Source organism: Alphaproteobacteria bacterium, assembly GCA_033762625.1.
Classification (GTDB): Bacteria; Pseudomonadota; Alphaproteobacteria; order UBA9219; family RGZA01; genus RGZA01.
In genome coordinates this window covers 152,808-178,349 of sequence record JANRLI010000007.1, presented here as the reverse complement: position 1 = coordinate 178,349, position 25,542 = coordinate 152,808, and the positions used below count along the sequence as shown (strand labels likewise).

Below are 25,542 nucleotides of genomic sequence, written 5' to 3'. Positions count from 1 at the left end.
ACTTTTTAAAAATACCAAACTTGCGGGATGATGTAGGCCTCACGCCATTTCACGTCAAGTTTCATCTTGGTTTTTCAGACTCTTCAATTTTAACGTGTGTTTCACGTGAAACATTTTGTGCAAAGGCCTGATATATAACACTTATTTCTATAGGCCTTTTTGCTTTACAGATGGCGCTTCAAACCTCTATAAACACGGCCATCCTTGCTCATGGCGGTGGTCGCTGTGAGCTATGGTTAGGCGGGATATTAAAATCTCGTACTTACCTGAGCATCCATAGGGAATATAACATGCCTCTATATGAAACCGTGTTTATCGCACGGCAGGATTTAACGCCTGCACAAGTCGAGACGCTTACGGGCGAAATCGAAACAACACTGAAAGCCCAAGGTGGTAAAGTGACCAAGACCGAACAATGGGGTCTTCGCACACTCGCCTACCGCATCAACAAAAACAAAAAAGGCCATTACACGCTCATCAATATTGATGCGCCTGCGGCGGCTATCACCGAAATGGAACGCACCATGCGTATTCATGATGACGTGATGCGTTACATGACCATCCGCGTTGATGAACACGAAGAAGGCCCATCGGCTATTCTTCGCCGCGCCAATGATGATGAACGCCCATCAACCGGTTTTGGCGATCGTCCAAGCCGCGGTGGTGACAGAGGTGGTGATCGTGGCTTCCGCCCTCGCCCACAACGTAGCGAAGAAGGAGACGCAGCATGAGACGCGAACGTGAAAATACCCGCGGTGCAGCCGCAAATGCAGAAGAAGGCGCACCAGCAGGTGCAGGTGGCGGCGGTCGTCGTCCATTCTTCCGTCGTCGCAAGACTTGCCCGTTCAACAGCATCCACGCACCAAAGCTGGACTGGAAAGACGTGAAGCTGCTTGGCCGTTACATTTCCGAACGCGGAAAAATTGTGCCAAGCCGCATTTCTGCCGTATCCACGCATCACCAACGTGATCTCGCAAACGCAATCAAGCGCGCGCGTTTCATGGCGTTGTTGCCTTACGCTCGTGAATCAGGAGACTTCTCATGATTGAAGTAATTCTACTCGAAAAAGTTGGCCGTATCGGTCAAATCGGAACCGTGGTGAAGGTTAAGCCCGGCTATGCACGTAACTTCCTTCTGCCAAAGAAGAAAGCGCTGCGCGCGACCAAGGAAAACCTTGCTTACTTTGAAGCCAAGCGCAGTGAAATCGAAGCAGCAAACGCTGCTGCCAAGGCCGCTGCTGAAAAATCAGGTAAGAACCTTGATGGCAAGAAGTTCACCACCATTCGTCAGGCGTCGGAAGTCGGCCAGTTGTTCGGTTCGGTTACCGTTCGTGATATCGCCGAGCTTATCAAGGCCGGTGGGTTCACCGTGGAACGCCAATACATTATGTTGGCGGCGCCAATTAAAACGATTGGTGTATTCCAAATCCCAGTGAAGCTGCATGCCGACGTCAGCGTGACCATTACGCTGAACATCGCCCGCACCGAAGACGAAGCCAAGATCCAGGAAAAGACTGGCAAGGCTGCGATGCGCCGCGAAAATGCTGCTGAAGACAAAAAAGCTGAAGCAGAAATCAACGCGGAAAGCTTCTTTGAAAAGCCACCTGAAGAACTGGCTGCTGCACCAGCTGCTGAAGCTAAATCCGAAGGCTAATCCATGAACCGCCCTTCCACTGCGGCACAAGGTTTTGAAGCGCTGACCATCAGTGATTTCGAACTTGTCCGCAATGCGAAGGGCGAATGGCTTTTGATCGTCAGTCAGGCCCCTGCCCCGTTTCTTGATAATCCGCTGCAAACCCTTTCCGCCCGCGTCGATGCCGGTGGCATCGTGGTGCAAAGCGGTGCGGCAAAAATGCACTTGCAAAACATTCTGTCATCCCAGTACATGATTGCACTGGAAACCGACAAACCCGCAGCGCTGTATTTCAGCGTGGTGGATGATGACGGGTCAAAGCAGTTCAGCGCATCCGTGCCGGTGATATGGGATTAGTTATGGGATTAACGGGAACCATCGATGATCAGTTTTAAAACATCCCGCAATCTGGCCGCCAACCTGCACATTGCGATTGCGATATTCCAGTTATCGTTTATTTACACGCCATTGCACGACGTGCCGCATATGTTCGCGGTGGTGCAATGGGTTTCAACCCCGCTGTTGTTGATTAGCGGGTTCTGGCTTACCTTCGGGAAGCGTTTATATAAATAATTTTTTATAAGTAATTTTTATCGGGAGATGATGATGGCCATTTCACTTCGCAAGGCTGCGCTTGCCACCGCCGCTGCATTGGCGTTATTTGCCCTTTCATCGACAGAAGTATCAGGACAAAGCACAGCATTACCGCCAACTTTCAAGGATGCTGCGGCAGAAAATGAATACAAAGCTAAGATGCGCAGAGTAGTAGCGCAGGTGAGGAATGTTCCTGCACAGCAGTTACCTGAAGTTTGCAATATTCGTATGATAGCTTTTTCGGATGCAATTATTAAATACAACAGAGACCCTGTACTGCAACGTCTGCTTGTTAACATAAGCGAATCTACCCTGATTAATTACGCTAACTTTGTTAATTGCCGAGATCCAAACGATGCAAAAATTAGAGTTGTTAACTCAACATATGAAGATAACTTCCGTACATTAATGGTTGCGAACGGCGTCATTCCAAATACAGAAACAGCATATGGCCCTGCATATCAACCCACGGCGCCTGATGGAAAAAGACAGCTCATAAATCCTGCGCTCAAAGATGCGCCAAAAAATTAGGCGCGGTTTTTCCAGATAAATTTTCCGTCACTATTTTTTAAAAAATATTTTTTGCGCAATTTTTTTGTGCAGAAATATTTCCGCGCGATGAGCATTTTTCACTAGCCAAGTAATTCTGGACTCGTTTAGTAGTGATTACTGTTACCCTGCCTTAAAACTAACCATTTTGGTCATATATATTGGCTTGAAACTAATCAGTAATGAAAACAGTAAAGAATCCAATACCTTGGAGTTTTACTTTTCTATGGCAGTAATCAGGGCAAATAGTTACTATTTTCTGGCCTTATCAAAGCAAAAAGTAACTTTTTTGGCTGGGAGTTTATCATGTCGATTAGTATCCGCGACGTTGCGCTTACAACAGCAGCAGCCCTTGCAATCTTCGCGATGTCAGCAACCGAAGTCTTTGCGCAAGGCAGTGCCATCCCCCCTACACAGATTAATGCTGTACCAAATGGCTTGCCTCCGGCATTTAGAGATCAAGCTGCACTAGACGCCTATAACGCAAAAATGCGTAGGGTAATAACGCTGGTATCCACTCACCAAGCTGGTGAAGTGCCTGAAACGGTCCGTCTGAAAGTTATTTTATTCATCGAATCCTTGAAGAAGTACAACAGAGACCCTGAATTACAAAGGGTGTTGGTTCGAGTAAGCGAAGAAACGCTATCTAACTATGCACGATATGTTAATGGTTTAGACAAAGATGATGCAAAAATTCGAGTTGTGAATTCAAGTGATGAAGACGCATTCCGCACATTGATGGTAGGTGCTGGCGTTATTCCAAACAGCCCCACAGCATATGGCCCTGCCTATCAGGCAACACGACGTACATCGACCCTTGAGCGTCCCGGCCCGGTTTTAGCAGAAAATAAGAAATAAGTAATCTAGATCTAAGTTGGTTTTGGACCTGCGGGCACAACTCTGGCGGCGACCTGCTGGTTCGGTTTTTTATCTGCGGCCGCGGCGGTTGATGCTGTTGCAGTGGCTGTGCTTTGCGCAACCACGGTTGCGGAAGGTGAACCGCTAGGCGTGCCAGCTGTATTTTGGGCGACCGCCGTTGCGGATGGCGTGCCAGTTGGTGTTCCGGCAGCAACTGTGGATGAAGGGGTTGCCAATGGAGCATCAGCACGAACCGTTGCACTTGGTACAGCACCAAATTCATCTAATGCAGATTGAACAGTTGCGATTTCTCTACGTTCTACGGCACTAAGAGTTGGTGTTGCACTAGGCGTTGCCGTTGTCGGCACACCCCTTCTCTCTGCCAGAACCTCTGGGCGAGCGGATGGAGTAAAATGCCCTGCAAGTTCTGGATGCAAGCGATGGCGTTCTGCAAGAATTCGCCTTTGTTCTGCTTCAACTTCAGATTTGAGTTTTTCAATTGCAGCAACGTCATGGCCTTGACCAATCCTGTTTCTTTGCGCTTCATAAGCGCGCCTAATTGCTTCAGCATCATAATTATCTCCAAGTGATGGATGATTTCCATGTTGCAAGCGTAATTGTCTGCGAACTTCGTTTTCAGTTTCTGTAACAATCTTATCATGCGCCGTGCGGCCTTCCGGCGTGCGAACCTGATCACGATTATACTGCTCGCGCTGTTTATGCAATTCAGCCAATTGCCTGTCTGCCTCGGCCATGGCTGTGGCATCACCGCGCTTTTCTGCGTCTAGGCGTGCTTTTTTGATCCTTCTATATTCTTCTGCGTGGCGTCTGGCATGATCAAGGTGACGGTCAGTATCAGCGCCTTCGTGAATACGCAAGCGCGCAACATGCGGTGCAACTTTGTTGGTGAAATGCGGATTTTCTTTGCCCGCACCCAACCCAATGCGGCCCACATCATTCACGACCTGTTGCATTTGTTCTCTGGTATGAACGCCAAGGCCCCATAATTGCTGCGATGTTGCAGCATTAAACCCATAGGTTGAATGACCATAGGATGCATAGCTTCCATAATCGCGGAATGGGGTGCCGCCGTAATTCGGATAGCTGCCATTCGATGCGGTGGTGGTGTTATCAATGCTTCCCACCGTGCCGCCATTGCCCACACTGCGCGCGGCAAAGATGGCCGCTTCAAGGCTTGGGAAGGTGCCATAACGCGCAAGGGCCGTGTTATATTGTTCTTCGGTCACGCCTTGGGCTTTCAGGTTATCAAGGAATGCCTGTTTGGTATTATCCGGCAATGCGGCGCTGGCGGCGGCGATAACCGCCTGCATAATGGATTCAGAGCTGGGGTTATCGGTTTGGTATGCCGCCGCTAATACCTTGTTCAAATCGGCGCCCGCCAAAGCAGGCAGGCCTTTTGCAGCGCGAATGGAATTGATGGCCGCAAGATGGAAATTGATGATTTCATTGCGGCGTTCATTGCTGATGGGGTAACGCTCGCGCTCGGGAAGATTGCGGTTCTGGTCTGGATCAAGCCCGGTTACGCGAATGCCGACGCGCGCACCCGCACGTGCACGGTGCACTGGAAATCTGTAAATGTTTTCTGGTGCGTCACCAAAAGCCATAAAAAATTCAACTCACAAAAAATAAAAAAATCTGCACAACATGCGCATAAAAAACTTCCCGCAAAAATGCTGCGAGACACTGGTAATATTGCGTTATTGCGGTATCTATTTTCTTAATTTCGGGATGGATTTTACGCGTTGTTAATGAACACAAAAGGAATTGGCGTAGCGTGGTAAAACAAACTTAAGTTTTAACAAATTAGTTTTTTAAAACTTCTTCATTTAACAAATTAGTTTGTGACGCCGATGAATGCGCTAAAACTCACTTTGGCAGCACATCCGCACTGATTTCACCGCGTTTTATCCAGCGGTTTAAGCGCCATTCGAAAGACAGCAGTGGAACCATGCGCCCTGCCCATGCAAATATGCCGTGTTTATCAATCCATAATCCGTACTGAACATAGACGGGATCTTCGGCAAGGATGCGTTCTTCTGCCCATGCACGCGCACCGAATATGACGCACACAAAGAAGAATGCGATGCTTAGGCGTATGCATTCAAGAATGGTATCGCCTGACATAAATGGCAACCATACCAAAATCCATGTTACACATTTGAATGTATAGACGGGATGTTTGCAAAAATGGAATGGCCCCGCGGTGATGATGCCGCGATTGCATAAATTGGATGAACGCGCGCCGAATATGGCTTCGCCCCAATAATGCACTAGCTCCGATATAATAACGATGCCGCCAATGGTGTAGAGCATGATTTCATTCGCATGAAATTGTGAAACCCATGGCTTCATCCATTCGGGTTCCGGCGTAACCGGATGATAATTGGCCCAGCGGCCAAACACGCCCGATACCAGCGGCGCATAGCATATCAGCGTGACAATATACGCAAACCATGTATCGCTAATGCGGCGGATATGCGTGCCGAAAATGCGCGCGCTGAACAAATAACCCGGCATAATCGCGGCGATAATCAGCCCATAAATGGCCAGCACAATCATGGGCTGCAATTGCGGCCATGGCATTTGCAAGATTGCGTCTTCGCGGCCACGGAAAACTTTCAGCGTTTTGGGAAGTTCGCAAAAATTAATCGCAAAGAAAAAACCTTTGATGAACCATGTGAGCAATTCATCGCGGATGCCCGCCCACTTTGCTTCCTTCCAGCGCAGCAGCGTGAACAGCCCCAGATCTTTTCCATCGCCTTCGGATGGGCCAAGGCGCCATTCGGTAAACAAATGCGTTAAAAACATAACCGGCGGAACGATGGGCAAAGCATGCGGAAGCACTGCAAATAAAGGGGTATATTGCGCACGCTGATATTCCTGTAGCGCCCACCAGAAAAACAGCACAACCGCCAATCCCGTCATGCTGCCGACCCATTTCAGCGTGGCGGATTTAAGCACATCGTTAAACGGAACCTGCGGGCGCGGCGTGCCGCGCCACGGCGCACGCAATACTTCCAGCCCGCACATCACAACACTAAGCGTGACCAGAATAATTTGCGTGAGTTCCAGATTGGTGAACTCGCTTGCGCGGAAATGCAAATAAAGCCCGACGATAATGATCAAAAACAAAAACGGGTCAAACCAATGCGCGATTGATTTTGGCTTTGTAAGCTGCGGCGTATCGGATGATTGCATGTGCTCAAACCATGTGAATGTGGTCCGCCTATTGTCGTGCGCAAAGGTTAAGCAAAAAATAAGCCCGGATTTCCGCAGCTCGATTGCCTCGACTGTTGCGCAGGTGAATCAAATTTGAATCAGCGAAACCGAGTCATGTGTGAGTCTTATGCGCAACACTTTTGCGCATTCGCGATAATTCGCGTGCTCGGCGCGGCCGAAGCACTGAATCACGCACAAAAATATGGTAAAGAAATTATGAATCTGAACGAAGCTACTCACAGGAAAATTTCGACGCAGAAGATTGATGACTGAAACAGCCAAATCCATTCTCGCCATCTATAAGGGTGATGTATCGCAAGCGGAGTTTGATGCGTTCTTTGCTGCCGGTGGACTGACCGTTTATGCAGCAACATCTTCGCCGTGGCGCTGGTTGATTTGCGCAGGTCAACGCAATTTCCAAACCACCCTTATTTCTCCCGAAAGCATGTTTGAAACAGGGCGCGGTGAACACACCGTCACGCCGCTGGTTATTCGCGAGAAGCCCCATGCCAAAAATAATCAGCGTAAATCATTCGAACAAAGCAAGCTGGTGCAATGGCTTTTGCGTGCTGCGCAGCAAACTACCGCTATCGCGCCCGCCGCGCATTACAATAAGCTTGCCGAAGAAGCCGATGTGGATGCTTTCACCAAACTGGTACGAATTGACAGGAATGAGTGGGATTTATTGAACGCCCTGCCCTCGCTTTCGGCGGCGGAAATACGGTATTTCGAGCAATCCCACAATGCGGCTCTCTCCGATATTGAAAGCGCATTCCTCCCCGCCAAGATGGAACTGCCCGCAACCCTTGCCAATTTTTATATCCGCTACCTCACGCAGGCGCGCCGTGATGTTGAAGCATCCCTCACCATCGCGCAGGCAACCCATTCCACCCGCCTGCCCCGTTTGATGTCGGATGCTTTGGCGGTCAGCGCATTTGAAGGCGCGCAAGCCGAACCCGTGCGCCATGAAAACAATCAATACGCTTCATCCGCATTAAACGACACATCGGTATTCATTGATGCTGCTCTGCGCATCGCGCAGCAAAAACTAAACCTGCCCATCGACCATGAGAGCCATTTGCTGCGCCTGAACGTGCAGGACATGAACCGGCTGGCGGCAGATATTGTCGATCAACACCGCCTGCATCCCTTTGCATTCTTGCTCAAAGCCAAGCAATTACTGATTGCACGGGCCGATGTCGCGCGGTTTCCAACCTTGCAACGCTTTGCCACCGCCGTGCAGGAACGCGATTTAAATGGCGATGAACCATGGGTGCAACGCATCGCACTTGCCTATGAACGCCTGTTCGAAGGCAAGGCCATGTCAGTACCAGATATGCCGCATATTGCGCAGGAAGCAGAAATTTTACGCTTCACCCGCAAAGCATAAGAACACTATAATAGCTTATGCAGACCGTTACCCCGCTCCAGCTTGAAACCGAAGTCACATATAATGCCGATGGCCTTGTGGCCGTTATCGCGCAGGATGTCAAAAGCAAAGACGTGCTGATGATGGCGTGGATGAACAAGGAAGCATTAGGCATTACCCTCAAAACAAAAGATGTGACATATTATTCACGCTCCCGCCAAAAACTTTGGCGCAAAGGCGAAACATCCGGCCATACGCAGAAACTGGTGGAAGCTTTTATTGATTGCGATGGCGATACACTGCTGTTGATGGTTGAACAAACCGGCGCGGCATGTCACACGGGCGCACCCAATTGCTTTTTTCGTGCCATTAAAGATTGATAAAGCTGTTTTTAACTTGGCCTCAACCCTTTGTTGCTAGAAACCGTGCACCCGCAAATAGAACGGGAAGAATTATAAAGGGCTAGGTACGATGCAAAACAACACTCAACAACTTCATGAATCCTGGGCACTCGCCGGTTTGATGCGCGCACAATATGGCGAGCAGGCTTTGCCGCAAGCCGTTTCCCACGCACGCAATGGATCAGATAACGACACCGCCCCCATCTGGCTATCAGTTGTGGAGTGCCTGTCGTTCATGAACAAACGCTAATTCAATCTATCTGCGATAGACAAACAAATTACCCTTGAACGGGGTGTACATGGTTATCGCTTCCGGCGCGGGCCAACGGCCTTTTAGTTCAAATTCATTAGTTATGACCAAAGCGCCGGCTTTCAATTCATCATAGAGCTTTTCGCCCAAAAGCTCTGTTATACGGCCATTTAAGAAAATCACGACTGCATCGGCATTCCGGCAATCATGGGCGAAGAAATCCTTTTGCTGGTATTCGATATTCTTGAACCCAAACAGCTTTTTAAAAAACTGCGATTGCTGATATGGCAGCGTTGCCATTTCAAGCCCCAACACATACGCGGCTGGCACTGCACGCGCAATCGTGCGGGTCATTTGCCCCTTGCCTGACCCGCAATCGAGCACATGATAATCGGTTTTGTTTTTAGCTTTGAAGTCAGCTTTTATCAGTTCGGCGATTTTTTTGATTTCAAAAAAACCTGTCGCCATGGTCGGGATATTACCGCGATTGAATGTGAATTCATAAAAGATGCGAAGCATGTAATAGGATAAAATGGCGAGCAAAATTCCTTTTTCAAAGCTTACCTCACCCGATAACTGCGCAACCATGAATGCGAGATAGCCAAAAAACAAAGCGAGGATTAGAAAATCCACGCTGCGAAATCCGGCATCTTTCATTCGTTGCAAAAGCGGTGCTTTGTTGTGCGTCATTTCATCCTCATATTTTACTGCACTATGGGTGCGTTTACCTTTATTAACCATTTTTGATTAATATTTAATGAGGTTTTCAAATTTATGAATCGCTATCCCCGATGAGCCGGATGCCACTGGATAATAACAACACCAATCTTGAAGAACTTCGCCGCCGGATAACACAGCTTACGCTGGCCGACGAAGAAAGCTGCATTCGCGCCCTTACCCCTTTAGGTCGCCTTTCCATTCAAGATGAACGGCAAGTAAGCGCGCAGGCAAAAGAGTGGCTAAGCTATCTGCGCGACGCGGCACAAAAAGCCGAACCGATTGAACGTCTTATTCACCGTTTCCGCCTGACCGATAAGGAAGGCGTTGCATTGATGGGACTTGCCGAAGCGCTACCGCGCATTCCCGATGATCCGACGGCCGATGCGCTGATTGCAGATAAATTATCGCAAGGAAATTGGCGCGAATATCTGCAACATTACCCGGATATGATTTCCAAAATGGCTTGGCTTGGGCTATCGCTGGGCAAGGATGTCAGTTCATCCAATCCATTAAGTTCGTGGGTTAACAAGATAAGCCAGCATGGTTTACGCGAAGCCGTACGCATGGGTATGAAGCGTTTGGGCGAGCACTTTGTGCTAGGCACCACAATTGAAAACGCCATACAAAACAGCAATAAGAAGAAACATGCTTTAGAGCGTTATTCCTTCGACATGCTGGGCGAAGCCGCCCATACCGCTATCGATGCCGAGCGTTATTTCATGGCGTATAAACACGCGATTGAAGCATTGGCAGGATACAATGCGATGCACAAGGTTGGCGGCAATGCGGTTCATGGACCGTCTATTTCTGTTAAGCTTTCCGCGCTGCATCCGCGGTATGAATGGGCACAGCACGAACGCGTGTTAAACGAAATCACACCGCGTTTGATGGATTTAGTAGAGATTGCCGCACACCATAACATTGGGCTGACAATTGATGCGGAGGAAGCCGAGCGATTGGAACTCTCACTCGCCATTATCGAACAGGTATTGGCAAGCCCGCACTTGAAAAATTACAACGGATTTGGCATTGCGGTGCAGGCATACCAGAAACGCGCGCCTGCTGTTTTGGATTGGCTGTATGCGCAAGCGCAATTACATGGCGTGAAGATAACCGTGCGGTTGGTAAAAGGCGCTTATTGGGATACGGAAATCAAACGCGCGCAGGAACGCGGGCTGGCTAATTACCCCGTTTATACACGAAAAGAAGCTACAGATATTGCGTATTTGGCATGCGCCAAAAAACTGCTGGGCTGGCGCGATGTGATTTTCCCGCAATTCGGTACGCATAATTTGCGCACCGTTTTGTCTATAAAAGCGATGGCTGGCGATGAACGGGATTATGAAATCCAGCGTCTGCATGGCATGGGCGAAGATTTACATGCCAAAATGCTCGATGAAGGCGTGCCGAGTTGTGTCTATGCCCCCGTTGGCCCGCATAAGGAATTGTTGAGCTATCTGGTGCGTCGTTTGTTGGAAAACAGCGCCAACACATCTTTTGTCAATCAATTGCACCAAGGCACATTAGATGTAGATGCGTTGACCGCAGACCCGTTGCAAAAATGGGAAGATGCGGATGTAAAATCCCACCCCGCCATCCCCTTGCCGGCACATATTTTTGGCGCAGAGCGCATGAACTCGGCCGGGATAAATCTGCATGATAGCGCTGTGACTGCCAAAATTACCGCGATGCTAAAAGCAGCAAAAGCCCAAGTTTGGCAGGCTTTTCCGGTCATTGACGGCAAAAAGCAAAAGGACAATCTGGCGCGGGAAATGAATTCGCCTGCCAATAGTTATCAAAAAATTGGTGAATGCGTCGATGCCATTCCGATGCATGTCAATACCGCGATGCAAAGTCTGGATGCTGCTTTCCCTGCATGGTCGGCAAAGCCGGTACATGAACGCTGTATTCCTATTGAGCGACTTGCGCACAAGCTGGAAGAACACCGCGAACAACTCATGGCGCTGTTGTGTTATGAAGGCGGAAAAACCATTGCCGATGCGATTGGCGAAATCCGAGAAACGGTTGATTATTGCCGGTATTATGCCGCACGTGCGCGTGAATTGTTCGCTGCGCCCACACCGCTTCGCGGTATAAATGGCGAAAGCAACGAATTGCGCATTCATGGACGCGGTGTGTTTGCGTGCATTGCGCCGTGGAATTTTCCGCTGGCGATTTTTGCAGGGCAAATTATTGGCGCATTATTGGCAGGTAATACGGTTGTAGCAAAACCCGCCGAGCAAACACCGCTGGTTGCCGCCAAATTTATTGATTTGATGCTGGAAAGCGGCGTTCCCGCGAATGTTATCGCTATGCTGCCCGGCTATTCTGATGTAGGGGCACAAATTATCAATCACCCGTTATTAGCGGGTGTGGCGTTCACCGGCTCCACTGCCACCGCGCGCGCCATCAACCGCGCATTGGCAGAAAAAGATGCGCCTATCATCCCCTTCATCGCTGAAACAGGCGGCATCAATGCATTGATTGCCGATAGCTCCGCTTTGCCGGAACAAATTGTTGATGATGTGATGATAAGTGCATTCCGCAGCGCTGGCCAACGCTGTTCGGCTGCGCGGCTTTTGGTATTACAAGACAGCATCGCTGATGAAGTGATTGCCATGCTAAAAGGCGCATTATTAGAACTGCGCGTGGATGACCCCATGCATCTGTGCGCCGATGTTGGCCCAGTGATTGACCAGCACGCCAAAGAAATGCTGGAAGCACATGAACGGTTATTAAAGGGCAGCGCGAAGTTAATCGGCACCGCACGTGCCACCGAAGCCGTGAACATGGGGCATTATGTGTTGCCGCAAGCATGGGAAATCCCCGCCATTTCAGCATTGGATAAAGAAGTATTCGGGCCAATATTGCATGTGGTGCGGTTTAAAACCGGCGAATTGGTGCAGACCTTTGATGCCATCAATAAGCTTGGCTACGGCCTGACGGGCGGACTTCACAGCCGCATTGAACCAACGATTGAACTTGCCAAAAAACATCTGCGTGTTGGAAATTTGTATATCAACCGCTCCATCATCGGCGCAGTTGTGGGCAGCCAGCCCTTTGGCGGCGATGCATTATCGGGCACAGGGCCAAAGGCCGGCGGGCCAAATTACCTGATGCGCTTTGCAACCGAGCGCGTGATTACGCAAAACCTTGCAGCCGCCGGCGGCGATGTGAATTTGCTGAAGCTGGATTAGAAAACTGGCGACCCCGATACGATTTGAACGTACGACCTATTGCTTAGAAGGCAATTGCTCTATCCAGCTGAGCTACGGGGTCTTGCAGCAGGTTTACTAGTCCTGCGTAGCATAAAACCTAAGCGTTAAAAAGCTACTAGTGGGCAAAATGCCGCCAAAACACTGCGCCGTTTCGAGCTCGTAAGCCCATTTGCCTTCGGCAAAGAGCTATTCATCCTGCGGGCGGGTGGTCTTGAAATTATCCAGGTAATTTTTGGGTGTAATCACACGGACTGCCGGTTCTGCCACCGAATATTCCCAGCCCTGTTTTTCTGCAAAAGCAATAGCCTGTGCCTTGTCGTTAAACTGCATTCTGTATTTCAACTCGCCCAGTGTATCGCCTGCGCTGGCCCAGCCCATGATGGGTTCTGGCGTGCGCGCGGTTTGCAATTCTGGTTCAATATTCCACTCACTGGACTTGGCGCGGCCAGACTGCATGGTACTTTTTGCGGCTTGGAAAATGCGAACGCGAAGGGTCATGTGGAGATGATAACGAAAAGATGGTCGGGGCGCACGGATTCGAACCGTGGGCCTCTAGTACCCAAAACTAGCGCTCTAGCCAGGCTGAGCTACGCCCCGAAGTAAGTAGGTTTTTCTAGGCGTTTAGCCGACTTAATTCAATAGCAAAATTAGCTACTTATCTGTATTGCCAAAATAGCTGTTAAATACGGTATCGCCGAGTTTTATGCCCCTCGCCGCCACCTGCCCGCCCTTGATTTCAAGGGTTGCACGCACCGGAAAATGGGACGAAATCGCCCGTTCATCAAAGGGTTTGGCATTTTCGGCAATCCAGACAATCTTGCCGTTATTGTCGATAAACAGCATATCAAGCGGAATTAGCGTGTTTTTCATCCACATCGATGTTTCCTGAACGCGGGTATAAACAAACAGCATTCCGTAGTCATCGGCAATTTTTTCGCGATTCATCAACCCCTTTTGCTGCTCATCCACCGTGAGTGCGAGCTCAATCTTAAATACATGCTGTTTCTTGTCTGCCGTGACAATCATCAACTGGTCAGATTTGAGACTGCTGGCTTCCATCGCGTCATGGACACCCTTGCCCGAAACAAATAAGCCATTGAAAATAACTGCGGCGCTTAAGGCGATAAGCAGATATGCAACCCATTTAAGAATTTGTTTAGGCATTTGGCGCTCAATATCTGGGGGTTAGCAGGATACCGCCATTATGCCCCGATTGCTTTTGGGCATTCAAGGCAGCAAAATGGTTTTAGAATCAGGCCAACAGTAATGCAGGGTTTCCCATGCGGGCATATTATCGGTTTTTAGCGTTGTTGATTTTTATGCTTTGTGCGGGCGTGAATGCGTATGCTCAGGATATGTTTGTGCGCCCCAATAATCAGGCGGCGCATCCCGTTGATTTGGGGATTGCCGTAAAGCCCGCGCCTGTCGCGCCCACCAATACCCAAAAAGCAATGCCCCCTTCGCAGCAACAACCAGCCGCGCAACAACCCATTGGCCAACAGCCTGCTCCAAATCCAGCTCAGCAAGCGCGACCAACACCACAGCCCGTACCACAACAACCCGCATTCGTACCACCGCAACCCGATGGTACCCTTCAAATTGTTAGCGTCAGCCAACCCCCTGTTGTCATACCGCCTGGAAACGGCGCAAACACCTTCAGTGTTGAATTACAACCTGCTTCAATTGGTCAGCAAGAAGTAAACGCACTTTATCAGCAGCTTGGCTTAAGCCCGCAGGAGATTGTTGCGAATTGCACATTTGAAAACGCGGTAGTCCTGGCAATGGGCGAAAGAAACGGTTCCATATTATCGATGGGTCGGACAACATTAGCGCAGCAACGCTTTAGCCAACCATTGACGGAAGTGAATGTTCTTCCAACCCTTGCATGTAAAAAAATCAAGCAGCCGGTTAACGGCACCGTGATTGATCAAGGCGGATTTTATAAAATCAGCGCTGGTAACGTAAGCTGCCCGCCTACTCATGGCGGTTCGATTGCGTTGACATTCAGATACCTGGGCAATGGCAAAGGCGAGTGCCTATACCGATAAATAGCGCTTAATTCCGGCGGCGGTGTTTGGTTGCAGGCGCTGGGGGTGACGCTTGTGCTGGGGCGGGCGCTTGCTGAACAACGGATTGCTGGATAACAGGCTGGGCCGCGGGCGGCGCAACTGGCGCAGCGGTTGCAGCTGGAAGCGGCGTTACTTTCTCGATATCGCCCATCCATGCAAAGATGCTTTTTACAATATCGGCAGATGAATAAATTTCCATATGCCCTGCCTTGATATTCGTCAGCATGCTTTTTGGCGGTTGTGCTGCTTCGAATAATTTTTTGGCAAATATGGGCGGAATAACTTTATCCTGCCCGGCCTGCAAAATCAGCACGGGCGCTTTAATATTTTTCATTTTGGTCACAGATTCATACCTGTCCCACAGCATCCAGAAAATCGGCACGAATGGGTAGCGATACGCGCCAACTTCTGGAATAGATGTATAGGGAACTTCTAAAACAACACCGGCAGGCGGCGCAACGCTGCCCATTTCAGCGGCCATTTCAACCGCAATACCTGTTCCAAGGGATTCCCCATATATAATCATATTGCTGATGGGAACACCCTTTTGGCGGATAGCTTCAATTGCGCTACGTGCATCTTGATACAACCCCGTTTCACTTGGGCTACCTTCATTTTTTTCAAACCCGCGATACGTTGCCAGCATCACGCCATAACCTTGGTCACGCCACATCTTGATTTTTTCAACACGCACACCAAGATTTTGGGCATTGCCCTGAAAGAATACGATGGTCAGTTTACGATTGGGTTTTGGGGGCGCAAAAAATCCATGAAGCTTGATGCCATCCGCACTGACATAATTTAGTTCAGTGAATCCTTCCAAACGCGCTTGCGTTGGCGAGAAACGGATGTCATCGGGGAAATACATCAGCTGGCGCTGAACCAACACCAAAAAGGCCAAAAACACAACATAAATGGCAAATATGGTGCCGAAAATCCCCACAAGGCGTCTTAAATAGTTCGGTTCGAGGGTTGAACGCATAAAAATCCTTTTCTTTGCTTGACGCAGCATATGGGTGGAGCTTACTAGGGAACACATAAATGTAAATGCCCCACATTAATTTTTGGCTTAATAATTAAGGCTATGCAGTACCAACCACGCCCCTTTGTGACCAAACGTAAAGACCCTATTCGCAGGTGGTTTGCGCGTATGAGCCATGACTTTAAAACCGCCCGCGGCCCCATGGAAACCCAAGGGCAGCGCGCATTGGCCATTGTTGAATCATTGTTCATCGACCATACGGTTGTGAGCCTTATCAACCCGAACCGCCACCGCGTGACGGATGGATTGTGGCGATCAAGCCAGCCCACGCAAACGCAAATTGCGGCATTGGCAAAAGAAGGCATACGCACCATTGTGAATTTGCGCGGCGAGCGCGATTGCGCATCCTATTATCTGGAAGCCGAAGCATGCCGAGAAAACGGCGTGGAGCTGATTAATTTTCCGGTGAATTCCCGCCAACCGCCAACCCGTGAAGTGTTGGAAAAACTGGAAGCGCTATTCGCGCAAATCAAAAAACCGGCATTGATGCATTGTAAAGCTGGCGCAGACCGCGTGGGTATCATGAGCACATTATATTTGCTCATTCATGACAACGTGCCTGTGGAAAAAGCGTTGCAGCAGTTGTCGTTTAAATTCGGACATGTCAAACAGTCTAAAGCGGGCGTTTTGGATAAATTCTTTGAAACCTACCGCGATTTTAACGCCAAGACCCCGATGCCATTCATGGAATGGGCGATGAATCATTATGACCGCGATGCTGTTATTGCATCCCACAAAATCGCGGGATGGGCCGAATGGCTGTATAACGATTTCCTGAAACGGGAATGATTTAAGCCTTAAACTGCAAGCGATATAGCTCGGCATAGGCGCCGTTTTTGGCAAGCAATTCATCATGCTTGCCTTGTTCAATCACTTGGCCTTTATCAATCACATAAATCACATCAGCCTGACGCACGGTGGATAAGCGGTGTGCGATGATGAAGGTCGTGCGGCCTTGTGCCAGACGTTTAATCGCATGCTGCACCATTTCTTCGGAGGCTGCATCCAATGCAGAGGTTGCTTCATCCAGCAATAAAATTGGACTATTACGCAGGAACGCACGCGCCAATACGAGGCGTTGTTTTTGTCCGCCGGATAACGAACTGCCTTGCTCCCCTACTACCGTGTCATAGCCCATCGGCAGTTTCGTGATGAATTCATGCGCTTCGGCTGCCTGGGCGGCGGCTTGGATATCTTCCATGGGCGCGCCTTTACGCCCATAGCCAATATTGGCTGCGGCGCTTTCGTTAAACACAATTACATCTTGGCTAACCAGAGTTACTGCATCCCGCAAACTGGGGATGGTGACATCGCGCACATCTTGCCCATCAATCAACACCTGCCCGCCCTGCACATCATATAGACGCGTGAGCATATTAAAGATCGTGGATTTACCGCCACCACTGCGCCCGACCAGCGCAACGGTTTGCCCCGCTTCGGCCACCAGATTTAAATTCTGTAAAACAGGGCGTTCGGGTTTATACGCAAATACGACAGATTTCAATTCGACGCGGCCTTGTTTTATCGCAAGCGGTATTGCGCTTGGGCGCTGCGTAATCTGTGGTTGCTCATCCATAATTTCAAACACACGTTGTGCTGCGGCTAGGCCTTCCTGCATCACGGCATTCAGATTGCCCAGCGAGCGAACCGGCTGCGCCGCCATTAGCAATGCCGTGACAAAGCCGGTGAAATCACCCACGGTTCCTGTGCCTGACGCCACGCGCCATGTGCCAAATGCAAGTACGCCTGCAACGGCAAATCCGCTGGCGACCTCCAACAGGGGGTCAACGCGGGCACGCAAGCGTGATGCCTTCATCAATGCCGTATAAAGTGTTTTAAATGCGCCATCGGCACGGTGTGCTTCATCGCTTTCCAAACGGTATGATTTAATCATACGAACGCCCAAAAAGCTTTGTTGCAAGAATGCAGTTAAATCACCAATTCCTGCTTGCAATGAACCTGCGGTTTTACGGATGCGTTTTCCGATTTGGATGATGGGATAGCCCATGACCGGATAAACAACCAGCACAATGACGGTGAGCAATGGATCGATGTACAAAATAGTGCCAAGAAGCGCGACTACCGTCAGCCCATCGCGCACAATTCCGGTAAGACAGCGGTTGATGGCCATACGCAGCGCTTCCACATCAGCCGTGAAGCGCGATGTAAGCGTGCCCGCAGCATCGCGTTGCAGACGCGCCAGATCGGAACCAAGTAAATGACGGTAAAGTGCATTTTGAATATCAAGCACAATTTGATTGACCATGGCGCTGGTTGAAATCGCCTGAAAATAAAGCGTTGCGGCACGGCACGATGTGACCGCAATAATCAAAATAGGAATAAGGTAAATTGTTTGTGTATCTTTTTGATCTATCAGCTTGAAGGTCCATTGAATGACCAGCGGATAGGCCGTGGTCGTTACGGCAGCGAGTATCATCAGCGCGAACACGCCGATAATTTGGGTGCGGTAAGGCTTTATCCAGAGACGCCACAAGCGAGAAACAAGCGTGGCAGTACGGTTATCAATTGGTTGTAGCACGGGGTTCAGCATGAGGCTTTATAGCAGGGTTTGCGCCGCAAAATGTGGCTTATGTTGCACAACAGCAAAAAAAATGAGCAATGGCAATGCAGTTTGTATGTGTTATAGGGGCGTTACGGCAATAAAGTCTTTAGAACTAGTCTTCTATACTAAGGTTTGAACTTGCGTGATCAACCCCTACCCTTGATTTTGTATCCATGAACGAACGTACTGCAAACCCTTCCCGACGCAAAATTGGCTTAGCCCTTGGCAGCGGATTGGCACGTGGTTGGGCACATATCGGCGTTATTCGTGGATTGAAGCGTTTAGGTCTGGAACCGGACATTATTGCAGGCGCATCCATCGGCGCTGTGGTGGGCGGGTTATACCTTGCCAATAAGCTGGATGAGCTAGAGCAATGGGCATTGCAACTGAATAAGAAAAAAATTATCAATTTTCTGGATTTGCGTATTCGCACCGGCGGATTAATTGGCGGCGAAAAAGTCACCGATGAAATCCGCAGCTATGTTGGCGAAACAAAAATCGAAGATTTGGGTCACCCTTTCACTGCCGTGGCTACCGACCTTGTCACGGGCCATGAAGTCTGGTTGCAAAAAGGCAGCATTGTGGATGCGATGCGCGCATCGTTTGCTATGCCCGGTGTCTTTACCCCTGTGAAAATGCAAGGCCGCTGGCTATTGGATGGCGCTTTGGTAAACCCTGTTCCGGTTGCTGCATGCCGCGCACTTGGCGCAGATATGGTCATCGCTGTAAACCTCAATTCGGATATTATTGGCAAATCCCGCAAGCAGGGATCATCCATACCGACCGCTGCTGGCTTTGATTTGCTCAAGATGATTGACCAGACGGGGGATGAAGGTTCGCCCACGATGGATAGTCTGTCGCGCCGCGTATTTAGGCGTGAGAGCGACGGGCCGAGCCTGTTTGGGGTGATGGTTGCAACACTCAACATCATGCAGGACCGTATCACACGCTCGCGTATGGCAGGCGAACCACCCGACGTAATGATTGCACCGCGTTTGGGGAATGTGGGATTGTTGGAATTTGACCGCGCCGAGGATGCGATTGCCGAAGGCGAATTGGCAGTAAGCCGCGTGCGTCCTGAAATTGCCGATGCATTATCGGTTTTGGCGCAAACCGTGGTTAGCGAAGAAAAAGACATCGATGAAAAAGAAGTCGATGAAGACGAACGCGAAGATTAATTCTGCGCAGGTTCGTCAGGCTTTGGTTCTGATTTTCTTGGATTGATAGGGTGAACTGGTTCGTGCAATTTTGCACGTCCGAGCAGCCGTTTTGCATGCTTAAAAAAGCCAGCCATGCTGGGCCACGGTTCGGGCAACGTGGTGCCACGATTGCGGAAACAGGCACGAATATCCACGCGAAACTTATAATCACGGTATGCGTCGCGCTTACGCAAGCGAATATAGCGTTCAATAGCAATCAGGAACTGCTTGGCAGAGCGATATTTGACTACTTTAAACGTGGCGCCATTTACCGCATCAAGAAAGCTTTTATGAACAATTATCCGGCCATCGCTGTTCATATAAGCACCCGACAAAGTCACGTTTTCACGTGCCTGCGCTTGACTAATACTAAGCTGCGTATCTTCCAGCGTTACGTCAACGGCGACGCCCTTATGCAAGAATTGCACGATCAACTGCTGGCCACCGGTGTGATAGTTGAATTTGATACGTGTAAAAATAGCGCTAACATCACTTTGCGCACTAAGGCGCGCTTCGATTTCCTGGGCAATTTCCGGCAGTGTTTTATCGCCAATATCGCGGTATGAACCCAGCACATCGACATCTTTAAATGGCAGGCCATACACCACATCGCGCATGGAACCGCCAAACAATATGGGCATTTTCAATCCGATATGCGTAAGAAATGCCAGTGCATCGCGCTGTTCCTGGCGCGGGGCAACATTGGTGATTTCAAAGAAATCATCACCGAATTCATGCGCAGGTTGAGTATTTAAGCTAATCGCCATGACATAGTTGTAGCCAAATGCATGGCCGCCCCACTACACCAGCATTACTTTCGTTAACGAATTACAGCCATTTTTTGAACTTGAAGTACACAAATGGCAATATGGCGCTAAGCACCATCAGCGTGATCGTCGCCGGATAGCCAAAATGCCACTTCAATTCTGGCATCCATTCGAAATTCATGCCGTAAATGCTGGCTACCAGCGTGGGCGGCATCAATACCACGGACACGACCGAGAACAGCTTGATAATCTGGTTCTGCTCGACGTTCAACAAACCCAGCGTTGCTTCAAGTAGAAAGCTGACCTTGTCGGATAGATAATCGGCGTGTTCGGATAAATGCGTGCTGTCGCGTTCAATGGTTGCAAGCCGCGCTGATGCTTCTTTATCAAAGCACGCATGGTTAGTTTGCCCATGCAAAAATGTAGCCATACGCGAAAACGAGACAAGCCCTTCACGGATGACGGCCAGTTTCTGCCCGATCATACCGATGTTTTGAAGCATGCTGCGCCAGTTACGTACCGAAAAGCTATTAAGTGATTTGGTTTTAGCCGCATGGGGTTCAGTAAAAATAGTACGACCAATACCATCAAGCCGCGCGGTTTTCTTCTCCAGCATATCGGCAAAGGCAGCAACGAATGCTTCCATCATGCTCAATAACAATTCCTGAGCATTGGGCGCGGGTTTGCGCAGCAGTTTTGTGGCGAACGGCGTGATAACGCGGGTAAGCATATAACGCATGGTGACGATATAATCCTTCGACACCACAAAGGTTATATTGACATTCGCATAATCATCTTCGGATTGTTCCACCGGGAAGGATGCGATGGCAAATAATTGCTGATCATCTTTGTAAAGGCGCGCGGATACTTCCAGTTCCTGCATTTCTTCGCGCGTGGGCAAATCAATGCCCAGCAGGCTTTCAATCTGCGCTTCATCTTCCTTGGTCGGATTTATAATGTCGTACCAGAAGATATTTGGCGTATCTGCGGACTTGGTTTCGGAAACAGTTACAACGCCATTTTGATTGGAATAATATTGAATCATTCTTGGGATTATCCTGCAGTTGTTTTTTAAAGCCGAGATTTTGTGTTGTTTGAAGCACCCAATAGTCAGATCAAACTATAGTCATCAAAAAAACCTTTTGCTATCAGTATGTTGATACATAAATCTGCCAATTAGCATTTTTTTATCATTTCAAAACGATAATTATCTGGCAATTAGTGGCTGCAAGAGGAATTCATAATGGGCACAACATACAGCGCGCCAGACCATCAAGGATATGTCAACATTACATTTGCTGATGGTAGACAGGCAAGAGCACTTGGAATTCCCGATCCATCTACCAACAGACTTTCTGTAAGACTGGAATACCCTAATGCAAATGGGAACGGCGGAACAATGACGTTTGACGGTCGTGGCACACATTTGACAACTCCCAACGGAGTTTTACCGCAAACATTTGCTCGGGATATGCATGAAGTTTTAGGTGCTGATTATTTTAAAAATCAATACCTCAGCAGAAGTTATCCGGATAATCAGGGTGCAATCGCCGCAGCGGCTGATATTTCCAGAGCACAAATCATGGATAACTATCTCAGGCCTAAAAAAGGCCTTGCTCCATAACCATTTTATTGAGTTTTAGATGCACATAGTTTGCGTTGATTATAGTGCATCGATTGCCGTGCACATAAGAAATGGTGACCCCCGTTGGGATTTGAACCGCGCGCGAAGCGCGACAAAAACATGGGTTCAAAAGAACTCCAAGAAATGGTGACCCCGATGGGATTTGAACCCATGACCACTCGATTAAAAGTCGCGTGCTCTACCAGCTGAGCTACAGGGTCTTTATTTCAAAGATGTGGTTTAATAGCCTTTCGCGCCCTGTAGGTCAACTCATTGATTTTGATTATTTTAAGCGATTATAGGCTGTTTTAGCGCTTCTGTACCGCCATCCCGCAAAAAGTCCATATTACTTTCAAAATGCGTTGTTAGATTGGCATATATTTTAAAGGATTTTTTGATGCCAGCCGCCACCATTTCCAAGCTCGATTCCCAAGATGTCGCTGGCTTTCAGGCCGCCCTCGCATGCTATTGGAAAGCGAATTTAGGTGTTGGCAATATTATGGTTGACCCCGCATTGGATGATATAGGGGTCATTCAATTTGCGGCACGCAGCAAGAAAGACGGCGATCTTTTTGTCAAAGCCAGTATCCAGCAATTCCAGCAATGCTTGTTTGCAGGCCATGTGATTGTTGCAAAGAACGCAGCCGGAAAAACCATTGGCGTTGCATCCTACATGCCTTACAAAGCGCAAGTTCTTGGTATTGACACTGCGCGCGATGACTATGTTGGGCTCATCAATTTTTTCAAACTGCATGATTTTAAAGGCGATGTCGAAACAGGAAAATCATTGGTTATCGCGGCGCTGGATCTAATTTCACAGCGTGGAATTCGCCGTATTGCCTATGGAAAATCGATTGATGAAGATCCAAGCCTTTTATCCATAGATGCGTTGATGGGACCTGAAAAACAATCGTTTTTATCCCATCGCTATTCGGGTGCACCAGATAACACATGTCTTGTTGTCGCGGGCATCAATGAGGCATATAAGGGCATGAAAACACCGCGCATTGGCCCGGCCCGCCCCGCCATTTTAACACCATAGGGATAATATGAGCGAGATCATCTGTGCTTCCATCCCACCTGATGATGCCGCACAATTGAATGAGGTGATGGGGTTTCACTTCCGCGCAGTACAACCTGTCGCTATGCAAAGAGTACTAGCGACGATTACCGATCACGATGTGCTGCCTTCTTTACGTAGTCGTTCCTGGTTGCCACCAATTTTCGGACAAGTTATATCCACGTTTCAACAATGTCATGCGCATGGCGGTGTATTTACCGCCCGCTGTGATGGTGTACTTATGGGTTATGCTGCGTATTCGCCTGTTGAAGGCAAGAGATTGAATATTACGCATCGCGCAAATGAACCGGTTGCGTTGTTCAATTTCTTTCGTGTGCCTTTTATTGGCAATAAAGAAACTGCGAATGATCTGGTTCTGTATGCTCTGGATGAATTACGGCAAACACCGCATTTCCGTATTGCTTATGCAACCGGGAATACCAGACAAGGCGAATATGATCTGGACAGCCTATTAAAACCCACTGCTTATGGTTTTGATACGGTTGGGCGCATACGGGTTGCAGGGTTAAACGCTGCCGATATGTCGATGGGTATTTATCGCCGCCCCGCGCACATGAAAGGGCCGTCGTTTTTGGCACCCAGTTGGCGGCGTTAATTAGATTAACTTTTTACTGGTGTATTGCCACGCGTTTAACGCATTGAAATCCAAGTTTTGCCTCAAAAATCTCCCGCTTTACTTTCGTAGTTTAGTTGTTAAAAATGCGGCCATTAAACAATAAAAGTGATTTTTCTGGAGTTATAGTCATGGCCATTACAGCAGGCGATCCCATCATTCATGAGATCATCCAAGCCCCTACACTCTATTCACGCCTAATGCGTTCGAAGCGCCCACTGGTTACTTTTTCGGTCATTTCCGGCGCTGATCAAAGCGTGAATGACAACCTGCCGAAGATGTCGGCATTGGAATATTATGATCTGGTAAAAAACCTGATCATGAATGGACGTTTGGAGCACAAACATGCGGAAGTTCTAGCTTTCGATATTCCGCGGCTAGAAGGCGAAACATTACAAGACAACAGTACCCGTGAAATGTCGGAAGCAATATTGCGCCCCGATCGCGTAGTTGTCATGGATATGGATTATTTCCCCGATCCCGATGAAGCTGGCGAAGTGATGGAAAAAATCTTCCGCTTGTACGGGCAAGCCATCACCCACAAAGGCGTGTGCGATGCGTTGAATTCAGGGCAGTTGGTTAAATGCGTGGTTAGCGCCATCGGCATCTGGACCGTGGAAGCGATACGTTTCCATGCAAAACAAACCAGAGGTGCAGGATATAAAGGCGATTACGTGCCCACTGGCCGCACGCATGTGTACAAATCATTGCCTGGCACTGGCCGTGTTGTTACAGGGCATATTGGCGAAGACCGCAACATGATCGTTGGATATAATAACGGATTTAACATTCGCAAGAGCGCGGGCATTGCCACCTTCTTTGATAAAATAGGCGAAATTATCGAAGACGTTGCAAAGGTTGATGCTGATGCAGCAAAGCATGGCGGCGTTGTGCGTGAAGAAGCGGTTATCGAGCATTTATGCAAATATGTGCCACAGGTAAATCCAAAAACCGGTGAACCGATTATTGATCCGGAAACAAATGCCCAAATCATCGAGCTGCAAGGCAAGCATGATATCTATGGTATGTTCCTTGGCTTCCGGAAAAATTACACACCGTATATGGTGGGCGACGAATTGAACGCCGATGGCCAGCGCGCTGTGGAATTATTGACCGCGCAAGGAAACGCCATGCCGCTGCTGCCGCGTCCACGTAAGCGCGGTCTTATCAGCCTTGTACGGTCTGTTTAAATTATTTCAGTTTTTGTTTGATGTGTTTAAGCACGCGGTCGCTCACGAACGGGCTGACCTCGCCGCCGAGGCGCGCGATTTCCTTAACAAAACGGGAAGAAATGAACTGGTACTTATCCGATGACATCAAGAACATGGTTTCAAGTTCCGGTGCGATCTTGCGGTTCATCGCCGCCATTTGAAATTCATATTCAAAATCGGACACGGCACGAAGCCCGCGAATAATCACCCGCGCACCCACCTGCCCTGCAAAATCGATCAGCAGGTTTTTGAATGGGCGAACGATAATCTCGGTTTTTGTGTCAAGCTTGGCAACTTCGGCTTCGACCATTTTGATGCGGTCTTTCAGACTGAATAACGGCCCTTTGCCCGCATTATCGGCAACGCCGACCACCAACTTGTTCACGACCTTTGCGCCGCGCAGAATAATGTCGGTATGCCCCAAGGTAATCGGGTCAAAGGTGCCGGGATAAAGGCCAACCAACTGATCATCTGCGGATGTTTTTTTTGCCATGTTAGTTAGGTGTTCCTGGCTTGATGCCGTGACGGATCATTTGGCTGCT

Annotated in this window: 28 protein-coding genes and 3 tRNA genes; 18 read left to right on the top strand and 13 right to left on the bottom strand. The window is 48.9% G+C overall.

What is annotated here, in order from left to right:
• The first annotated feature begins 290 nt into the window (after positions 1 to 290).
• The 7 genes from rpsF (at position 291) to SFW65_04595 (ending at position 3,633) form a co-directional block, all read left to right on the top strand.
• A complete protein-coding gene (gene rpsF / locus SFW65_04625; protein MDX1922394.1) occupies positions 291 to 731 on the top strand; it encodes a 30S ribosomal protein S6 in 441 nt (146 codons plus the stop codon).
• The gene (rpsR, locus tag SFW65_04620) at positions 728 to 1,045 is read left to right on the top strand and encodes a 30S ribosomal protein S18 (protein ID MDX1922393.1); all 318 of its coding nucleotides are present in this window, start codon (positions 728 to 730) and stop codon (positions 1,043 to 1,045) included. Before rpsF ends, rpsR begins: the two co-directional genes overlap by 4 nt.
• Positions 1,042 to 1,653, top strand: coding sequence for a 50S ribosomal protein L9 (gene rplI / locus SFW65_04615; GenBank protein MDX1922392.1), 612 nt, complete (start codon positions 1,042 to 1,044; stop codon positions 1,651 to 1,653). The genes rpsR and rplI overlap by 4 nt, the downstream gene beginning before the upstream one ends.
• A 3-nt stretch (positions 1,654 to 1,656) precedes the next feature.
• The gene (locus SFW65_04610) at positions 1,657 to 1,989 is read left to right on the top strand and encodes a hypothetical protein (GenBank protein MDX1922391.1); all 333 of its coding nucleotides are present in this window, start codon (positions 1,657 to 1,659) and stop codon (positions 1,987 to 1,989) included.
• 24 nt (positions 1,990 to 2,013) lie between these two features.
• Positions 2,014 to 2,205: a hypothetical protein gene (locus tag SFW65_04605; protein MDX1922390.1), complete on the top strand. Its 192-nt coding sequence runs from the start codon at positions 2,014 to 2,016 to the stop codon at positions 2,203 to 2,205.
• Positions 2,206 to 2,232: 27 nt separating this feature from the next.
• Positions 2,233 to 2,757 (top strand): hypothetical protein, encoded by a 525-nt coding sequence (locus SFW65_04600; GenBank protein ID MDX1922389.1) that lies wholly within the window; start codon positions 2,233 to 2,235, stop codon positions 2,755 to 2,757.
• Positions 2,758 to 3,081: 324 nt separating this feature from the next.
• Positions 3,082 to 3,633: a hypothetical protein gene (locus tag SFW65_04595; GenBank protein ID MDX1922388.1), complete on the top strand. Its 552-nt coding sequence runs from the start codon at positions 3,082 to 3,084 to the stop codon at positions 3,631 to 3,633.
• An 11-nt stretch (positions 3,634 to 3,644) separates the two neighbouring features.
• On the opposite strand, the gene SFW65_04590 is transcribed toward SFW65_04595, so the two are convergent.
• On the bottom strand, positions 3,645 to 5,258 hold the full coding sequence (locus SFW65_04590) for a hypothetical protein (protein ID MDX1922387.1): 1,614 nt from the start codon (positions 5,256 to 5,258) through the stop codon (positions 3,645 to 3,647).
• Positions 5,259 to 5,520: 262 nt separating this feature from the next.
• Positions 5,521 to 6,852: a hypothetical protein gene (locus SFW65_04585; protein ID MDX1922386.1), complete on the bottom strand. Its 1,332-nt coding sequence runs from the start codon at positions 6,850 to 6,852 to the stop codon at positions 5,521 to 5,523.
• A 286-nt stretch (positions 6,853 to 7,138) separates the two neighbouring features.
• Between SFW65_04585 and SFW65_04580 the strand changes: the two genes are divergently transcribed.
• The 3 genes from SFW65_04580 (at position 7,139) to SFW65_04570 (ending at position 8,893) form a co-directional block, all read left to right on the top strand.
• Entirely contained in the window at positions 7,139 to 8,263 is a 1,125-nt protein-coding gene (locus SFW65_04580) for a hypothetical protein (protein ID MDX1922385.1), read from the top strand.
• Between the two features lie 17 nt (positions 8,264 to 8,280).
• Positions 8,281 to 8,622, top strand: coding sequence for a phosphoribosyl-AMP cyclohydrolase (gene hisI / locus SFW65_04575; protein ID MDX1922384.1), 342 nt, complete (start codon positions 8,281 to 8,283; stop codon positions 8,620 to 8,622).
• A 91-nt stretch (positions 8,623 to 8,713) separates the two neighbouring features.
• Positions 8,714 to 8,893 (top strand): hypothetical protein, encoded by a 180-nt coding sequence (locus SFW65_04570; protein MDX1922383.1) that lies wholly within the window; start codon positions 8,714 to 8,716, stop codon positions 8,891 to 8,893.
• Positions 8,894 to 8,899: 6 nt separating this feature from the next.
• Here the strand turns inward: SFW65_04570 and SFW65_04565 are convergent, their stop codons facing one another.
• Entirely contained in the window at positions 8,900 to 9,583 is a 684-nt protein-coding gene (locus SFW65_04565; protein MDX1922382.1) for a class I SAM-dependent methyltransferase, read from the bottom strand.
• Between the two features lie 101 nt (positions 9,584 to 9,684).
• On the opposite strand from SFW65_04565, the gene putA reads away from it, so the two are divergent.
• Positions 9,685 to 12,810, top strand: a complete 3,126-nt coding sequence (gene putA, locus SFW65_04560) for a bifunctional proline dehydrogenase/L-glutamate gamma-semialdehyde dehydrogenase PutA (protein ID MDX1922381.1) — start codon at positions 9,685 to 9,687, stop codon at positions 12,808 to 12,810.
• A 5-nt stretch (positions 12,811 to 12,815) separates the two neighbouring features.
• Here putA and SFW65_04555 read toward each other — a convergent pair.
• The 4 genes from SFW65_04555 to SFW65_04540 form a co-directional block, all read right to left on the bottom strand.
• Positions 12,816 to 12,892, bottom strand: a tRNA-Arg gene (locus SFW65_04555).
• A gap of 125 nt (positions 12,893 to 13,017) precedes the next feature.
• Positions 13,018 to 13,329, bottom strand: a complete 312-nt coding sequence (locus SFW65_04550) for an ETC complex I subunit (protein MDX1922380.1) — start codon at positions 13,327 to 13,329, stop codon at positions 13,018 to 13,020.
• A 21-nt stretch (positions 13,330 to 13,350) separates the two neighbouring features.
• Positions 13,351 to 13,428: transfer RNA gene (locus SFW65_04545), tRNA-Pro, on the bottom strand.
• 54 nt (positions 13,429 to 13,482) lie between these two features.
• On the bottom strand, positions 13,483 to 13,995 hold the full coding sequence (locus tag SFW65_04540) for a DUF192 domain-containing protein (GenBank protein ID MDX1922379.1): 513 nt from the start codon (positions 13,993 to 13,995) through the stop codon (positions 13,483 to 13,485).
• Between the two features lie 116 nt (positions 13,996 to 14,111).
• On the opposite strand from SFW65_04540, the gene SFW65_04535 reads away from it, so the two are divergent.
• Complete coding sequence (locus SFW65_04535; protein ID MDX1922378.1) at positions 14,112 to 14,879, top strand: hypothetical protein; 768 nt, start codon at positions 14,112 to 14,114, stop codon at positions 14,877 to 14,879.
• A gap of 7 nt (positions 14,880 to 14,886) precedes the next feature.
• Here SFW65_04535 and SFW65_04530 read toward each other — a convergent pair whose 3' ends face one another.
• Complete coding sequence (locus SFW65_04530) at positions 14,887 to 15,882, bottom strand: alpha/beta hydrolase (protein MDX1922377.1); 996 nt, start codon at positions 15,880 to 15,882, stop codon at positions 14,887 to 14,889.
• A gap of 102 nt (positions 15,883 to 15,984) precedes the next feature.
• On the opposite strand from SFW65_04530, the gene SFW65_04525 reads away from it, so the two are divergent.
• A complete protein-coding gene (locus SFW65_04525) occupies positions 15,985 to 16,731 on the top strand; it encodes a tyrosine-protein phosphatase (GenBank protein MDX1922376.1) in 747 nt (248 codons plus the stop codon).
• 1 nt (position 16,732) lies between these two features.
• Here the strand turns inward: SFW65_04525 and SFW65_04520 are convergent, their stop codons facing one another.
• Positions 16,733 to 18,493 (bottom strand): ABC transporter ATP-binding protein, encoded by a 1,761-nt coding sequence (locus SFW65_04520; GenBank protein ID MDX1922375.1) that lies wholly within the window; start codon positions 18,491 to 18,493, stop codon positions 16,733 to 16,735.
• Positions 18,494 to 18,678: 185 nt separating this feature from the next.
• On the opposite strand from SFW65_04520, the gene rssA reads away from it, so the two are divergent.
• Positions 18,679 to 19,683, top strand: coding sequence for a patatin-like phospholipase RssA (gene rssA, locus SFW65_04515; protein MDX1922374.1), 1,005 nt, complete (start codon positions 18,679 to 18,681; stop codon positions 19,681 to 19,683).
• Here the strand turns inward: rssA and SFW65_04510 are convergent.
• Positions 19,680 to 20,471, bottom strand: coding sequence for a hypothetical protein (locus SFW65_04510; GenBank protein MDX1922373.1), 792 nt, complete (start codon positions 20,469 to 20,471; stop codon positions 19,680 to 19,682). The genes rssA and SFW65_04510 overlap by 4 nt on opposite strands.
• A gap of 61 nt (positions 20,472 to 20,532) precedes the next feature.
• Positions 20,533 to 21,516, bottom strand: a complete 984-nt coding sequence (locus SFW65_04505) for a magnesium transporter CorA family protein (protein MDX1922372.1) — start codon at positions 21,514 to 21,516, stop codon at positions 20,533 to 20,535.
• A gap of 198 nt (positions 21,517 to 21,714) precedes the next feature.
• Between SFW65_04505 and SFW65_04500 the strand changes: the two genes are divergently transcribed.
• Positions 21,715 to 22,095, top strand: a complete 381-nt coding sequence (locus tag SFW65_04500) for a hypothetical protein (GenBank protein MDX1922371.1) — start codon at positions 21,715 to 21,717, stop codon at positions 22,093 to 22,095.
• 145 nt (positions 22,096 to 22,240) lie between these two features.
• On the opposite strand, the gene SFW65_04495 is transcribed toward SFW65_04500, so the two are convergent.
• A tRNA-Lys gene (locus tag SFW65_04495) sits at positions 22,241 to 22,316 on the bottom strand.
• A 176-nt stretch (positions 22,317 to 22,492) separates the two neighbouring features.
• Between SFW65_04495 and SFW65_04490 the strand changes: the two genes are divergently transcribed.
• The 3 genes from SFW65_04490 (at position 22,493) to SFW65_04480 (ending at position 24,979) form a co-directional block, all read left to right on the top strand.
• Entirely contained in the window at positions 22,493 to 23,137 is a 645-nt protein-coding gene (locus tag SFW65_04490; protein MDX1922370.1) for a hypothetical protein, read from the top strand.
• 7 nt (positions 23,138 to 23,144) lie between these two features.
• Positions 23,145 to 23,771 carry a hypothetical protein gene (locus SFW65_04485; protein MDX1922369.1) on the top strand — a complete coding sequence of 209 codons (627 nt, stop codon included), beginning with the start codon at positions 23,145 to 23,147 and terminating at the stop codon, positions 23,769 to 23,771.
• Between the two features lie 149 nt (positions 23,772 to 23,920).
• Positions 23,921 to 24,979: a hypothetical protein gene (locus SFW65_04480; protein ID MDX1922368.1), complete on the top strand. Its 1,059-nt coding sequence runs from the start codon at positions 23,921 to 23,923 to the stop codon at positions 24,977 to 24,979.
• A gap of 1 nt (position 24,980) precedes the next feature.
• On the opposite strand, the gene coaD is transcribed toward SFW65_04480, so the two are convergent.
• Complete coding sequence (coaD, locus tag SFW65_04475) at positions 24,981 to 25,493, bottom strand: pantetheine-phosphate adenylyltransferase (protein ID MDX1922367.1); 513 nt, start codon at positions 25,491 to 25,493, stop codon at positions 24,981 to 24,983.
• Between the last annotated feature and the right edge of the window lie 49 nt (positions 25,494 to 25,542).

Excerpts from the sequence above, each read along its gene's own strand:
- rpsF (MDX1922394.1), top strand. The coding sequence starts at position 291 with ATGCCTCTATATGAAACCGTGTTTATCGCACGGCAGGATTTAACGCCT.
- rpsR (MDX1922393.1), top strand. The coding sequence starts at position 728 with ATGAGACGCGAACGTGAAAATACCCGCGGTGCAGCCGCAAATGCAGAA.
- rplI (MDX1922392.1), top strand. The coding sequence starts at position 1,042 with ATGATTGAAGTAATTCTACTCGAAAAAGTTGGCCGTATCGGTCAAATC.
- SFW65_04610 (MDX1922391.1), top strand. The coding sequence starts at position 1,657 with ATGAACCGCCCTTCCACTGCGGCACAAGGTTTTGAAGCGCTGACCATC.
- SFW65_04605 (MDX1922390.1), top strand. The coding sequence starts at position 2,014 with ATGATCAGTTTTAAAACATCCCGCAATCTGGCCGCCAACCTGCACATT.
- SFW65_04600 (MDX1922389.1), top strand. The coding sequence starts at position 2,233 with ATGATGATGGCCATTTCACTTCGCAAGGCTGCGCTTGCCACCGCCGCT.
- SFW65_04595 (MDX1922388.1), top strand. The coding sequence starts at position 3,082 with ATGTCGATTAGTATCCGCGACGTTGCGCTTACAACAGCAGCAGCCCTT.
- SFW65_04590 (MDX1922387.1), bottom strand. The coding sequence starts at position 5,258 with ATGGCTTTTGGTGACGCACCAGAAAACATTTACAGATTTCCAGTGCAC.
- SFW65_04585 (MDX1922386.1), bottom strand. The coding sequence starts at position 6,852 with ATGCAATCATCCGATACGCCGCAGCTTACAAAGCCAAAATCAATCGCG.
- SFW65_04580 (MDX1922385.1), top strand. The coding sequence starts at position 7,139 with ATGACTGAAACAGCCAAATCCATTCTCGCCATCTATAAGGGTGATGTA.
- hisI (MDX1922384.1), top strand. The coding sequence starts at position 8,281 with ATGCAGACCGTTACCCCGCTCCAGCTTGAAACCGAAGTCACATATAAT.
- SFW65_04570 (MDX1922383.1), top strand. The coding sequence starts at position 8,714 with ATGCAAAACAACACTCAACAACTTCATGAATCCTGGGCACTCGCCGGT.
- SFW65_04565 (MDX1922382.1), bottom strand. The coding sequence starts at position 9,583 with ATGACGCACAACAAAGCACCGCTTTTGCAACGAATGAAAGATGCCGGA.
- putA (MDX1922381.1), top strand. The coding sequence starts at position 9,685 with ATGAGCCGGATGCCACTGGATAATAACAACACCAATCTTGAAGAACTT.
- SFW65_04550 (MDX1922380.1), bottom strand. The coding sequence starts at position 13,329 with ATGACCCTTCGCGTTCGCATTTTCCAAGCCGCAAAAAGTACCATGCAG.
- SFW65_04540 (MDX1922379.1), bottom strand. The coding sequence starts at position 13,995 with ATGCCTAAACAAATTCTTAAATGGGTTGCATATCTGCTTATCGCCTTA.
- SFW65_04535 (MDX1922378.1), top strand. The coding sequence starts at position 14,112 with ATGCGGGCATATTATCGGTTTTTAGCGTTGTTGATTTTTATGCTTTGT.
- SFW65_04530 (MDX1922377.1), bottom strand. The coding sequence starts at position 15,882 with ATGCGTTCAACCCTCGAACCGAACTATTTAAGACGCCTTGTGGGGATT.
- SFW65_04525 (MDX1922376.1), top strand. The coding sequence starts at position 15,985 with ATGCAGTACCAACCACGCCCCTTTGTGACCAAACGTAAAGACCCTATT.
- SFW65_04520 (MDX1922375.1), bottom strand. The coding sequence starts at position 18,493 with ATGCTGAACCCCGTGCTACAACCAATTGATAACCGTACTGCCACGCTT.
- rssA (MDX1922374.1), top strand. The coding sequence starts at position 18,679 with ATGAACGAACGTACTGCAAACCCTTCCCGACGCAAAATTGGCTTAGCC.
- SFW65_04510 (MDX1922373.1), bottom strand. The coding sequence starts at position 20,471 with ATGGCGATTAGCTTAAATACTCAACCTGCGCATGAATTCGGTGATGAT.
- SFW65_04505 (MDX1922372.1), bottom strand. The coding sequence starts at position 21,516 with ATGATTCAATATTATTCCAATCAAAATGGCGTTGTAACTGTTTCCGAA.
- SFW65_04500 (MDX1922371.1), top strand. The coding sequence starts at position 21,715 with ATGGGCACAACATACAGCGCGCCAGACCATCAAGGATATGTCAACATT.
- SFW65_04490 (MDX1922370.1), top strand. The coding sequence starts at position 22,493 with ATGCCAGCCGCCACCATTTCCAAGCTCGATTCCCAAGATGTCGCTGGC.
- SFW65_04485 (MDX1922369.1), top strand. The coding sequence starts at position 23,145 with ATGAGCGAGATCATCTGTGCTTCCATCCCACCTGATGATGCCGCACAA.
- SFW65_04480 (MDX1922368.1), top strand. The coding sequence starts at position 23,921 with ATGGCCATTACAGCAGGCGATCCCATCATTCATGAGATCATCCAAGCC.
- coaD (MDX1922367.1), bottom strand. The coding sequence starts at position 25,493 with ATGGCAAAAAAAACATCCGCAGATGATCAGTTGGTTGGCCTTTATCCC.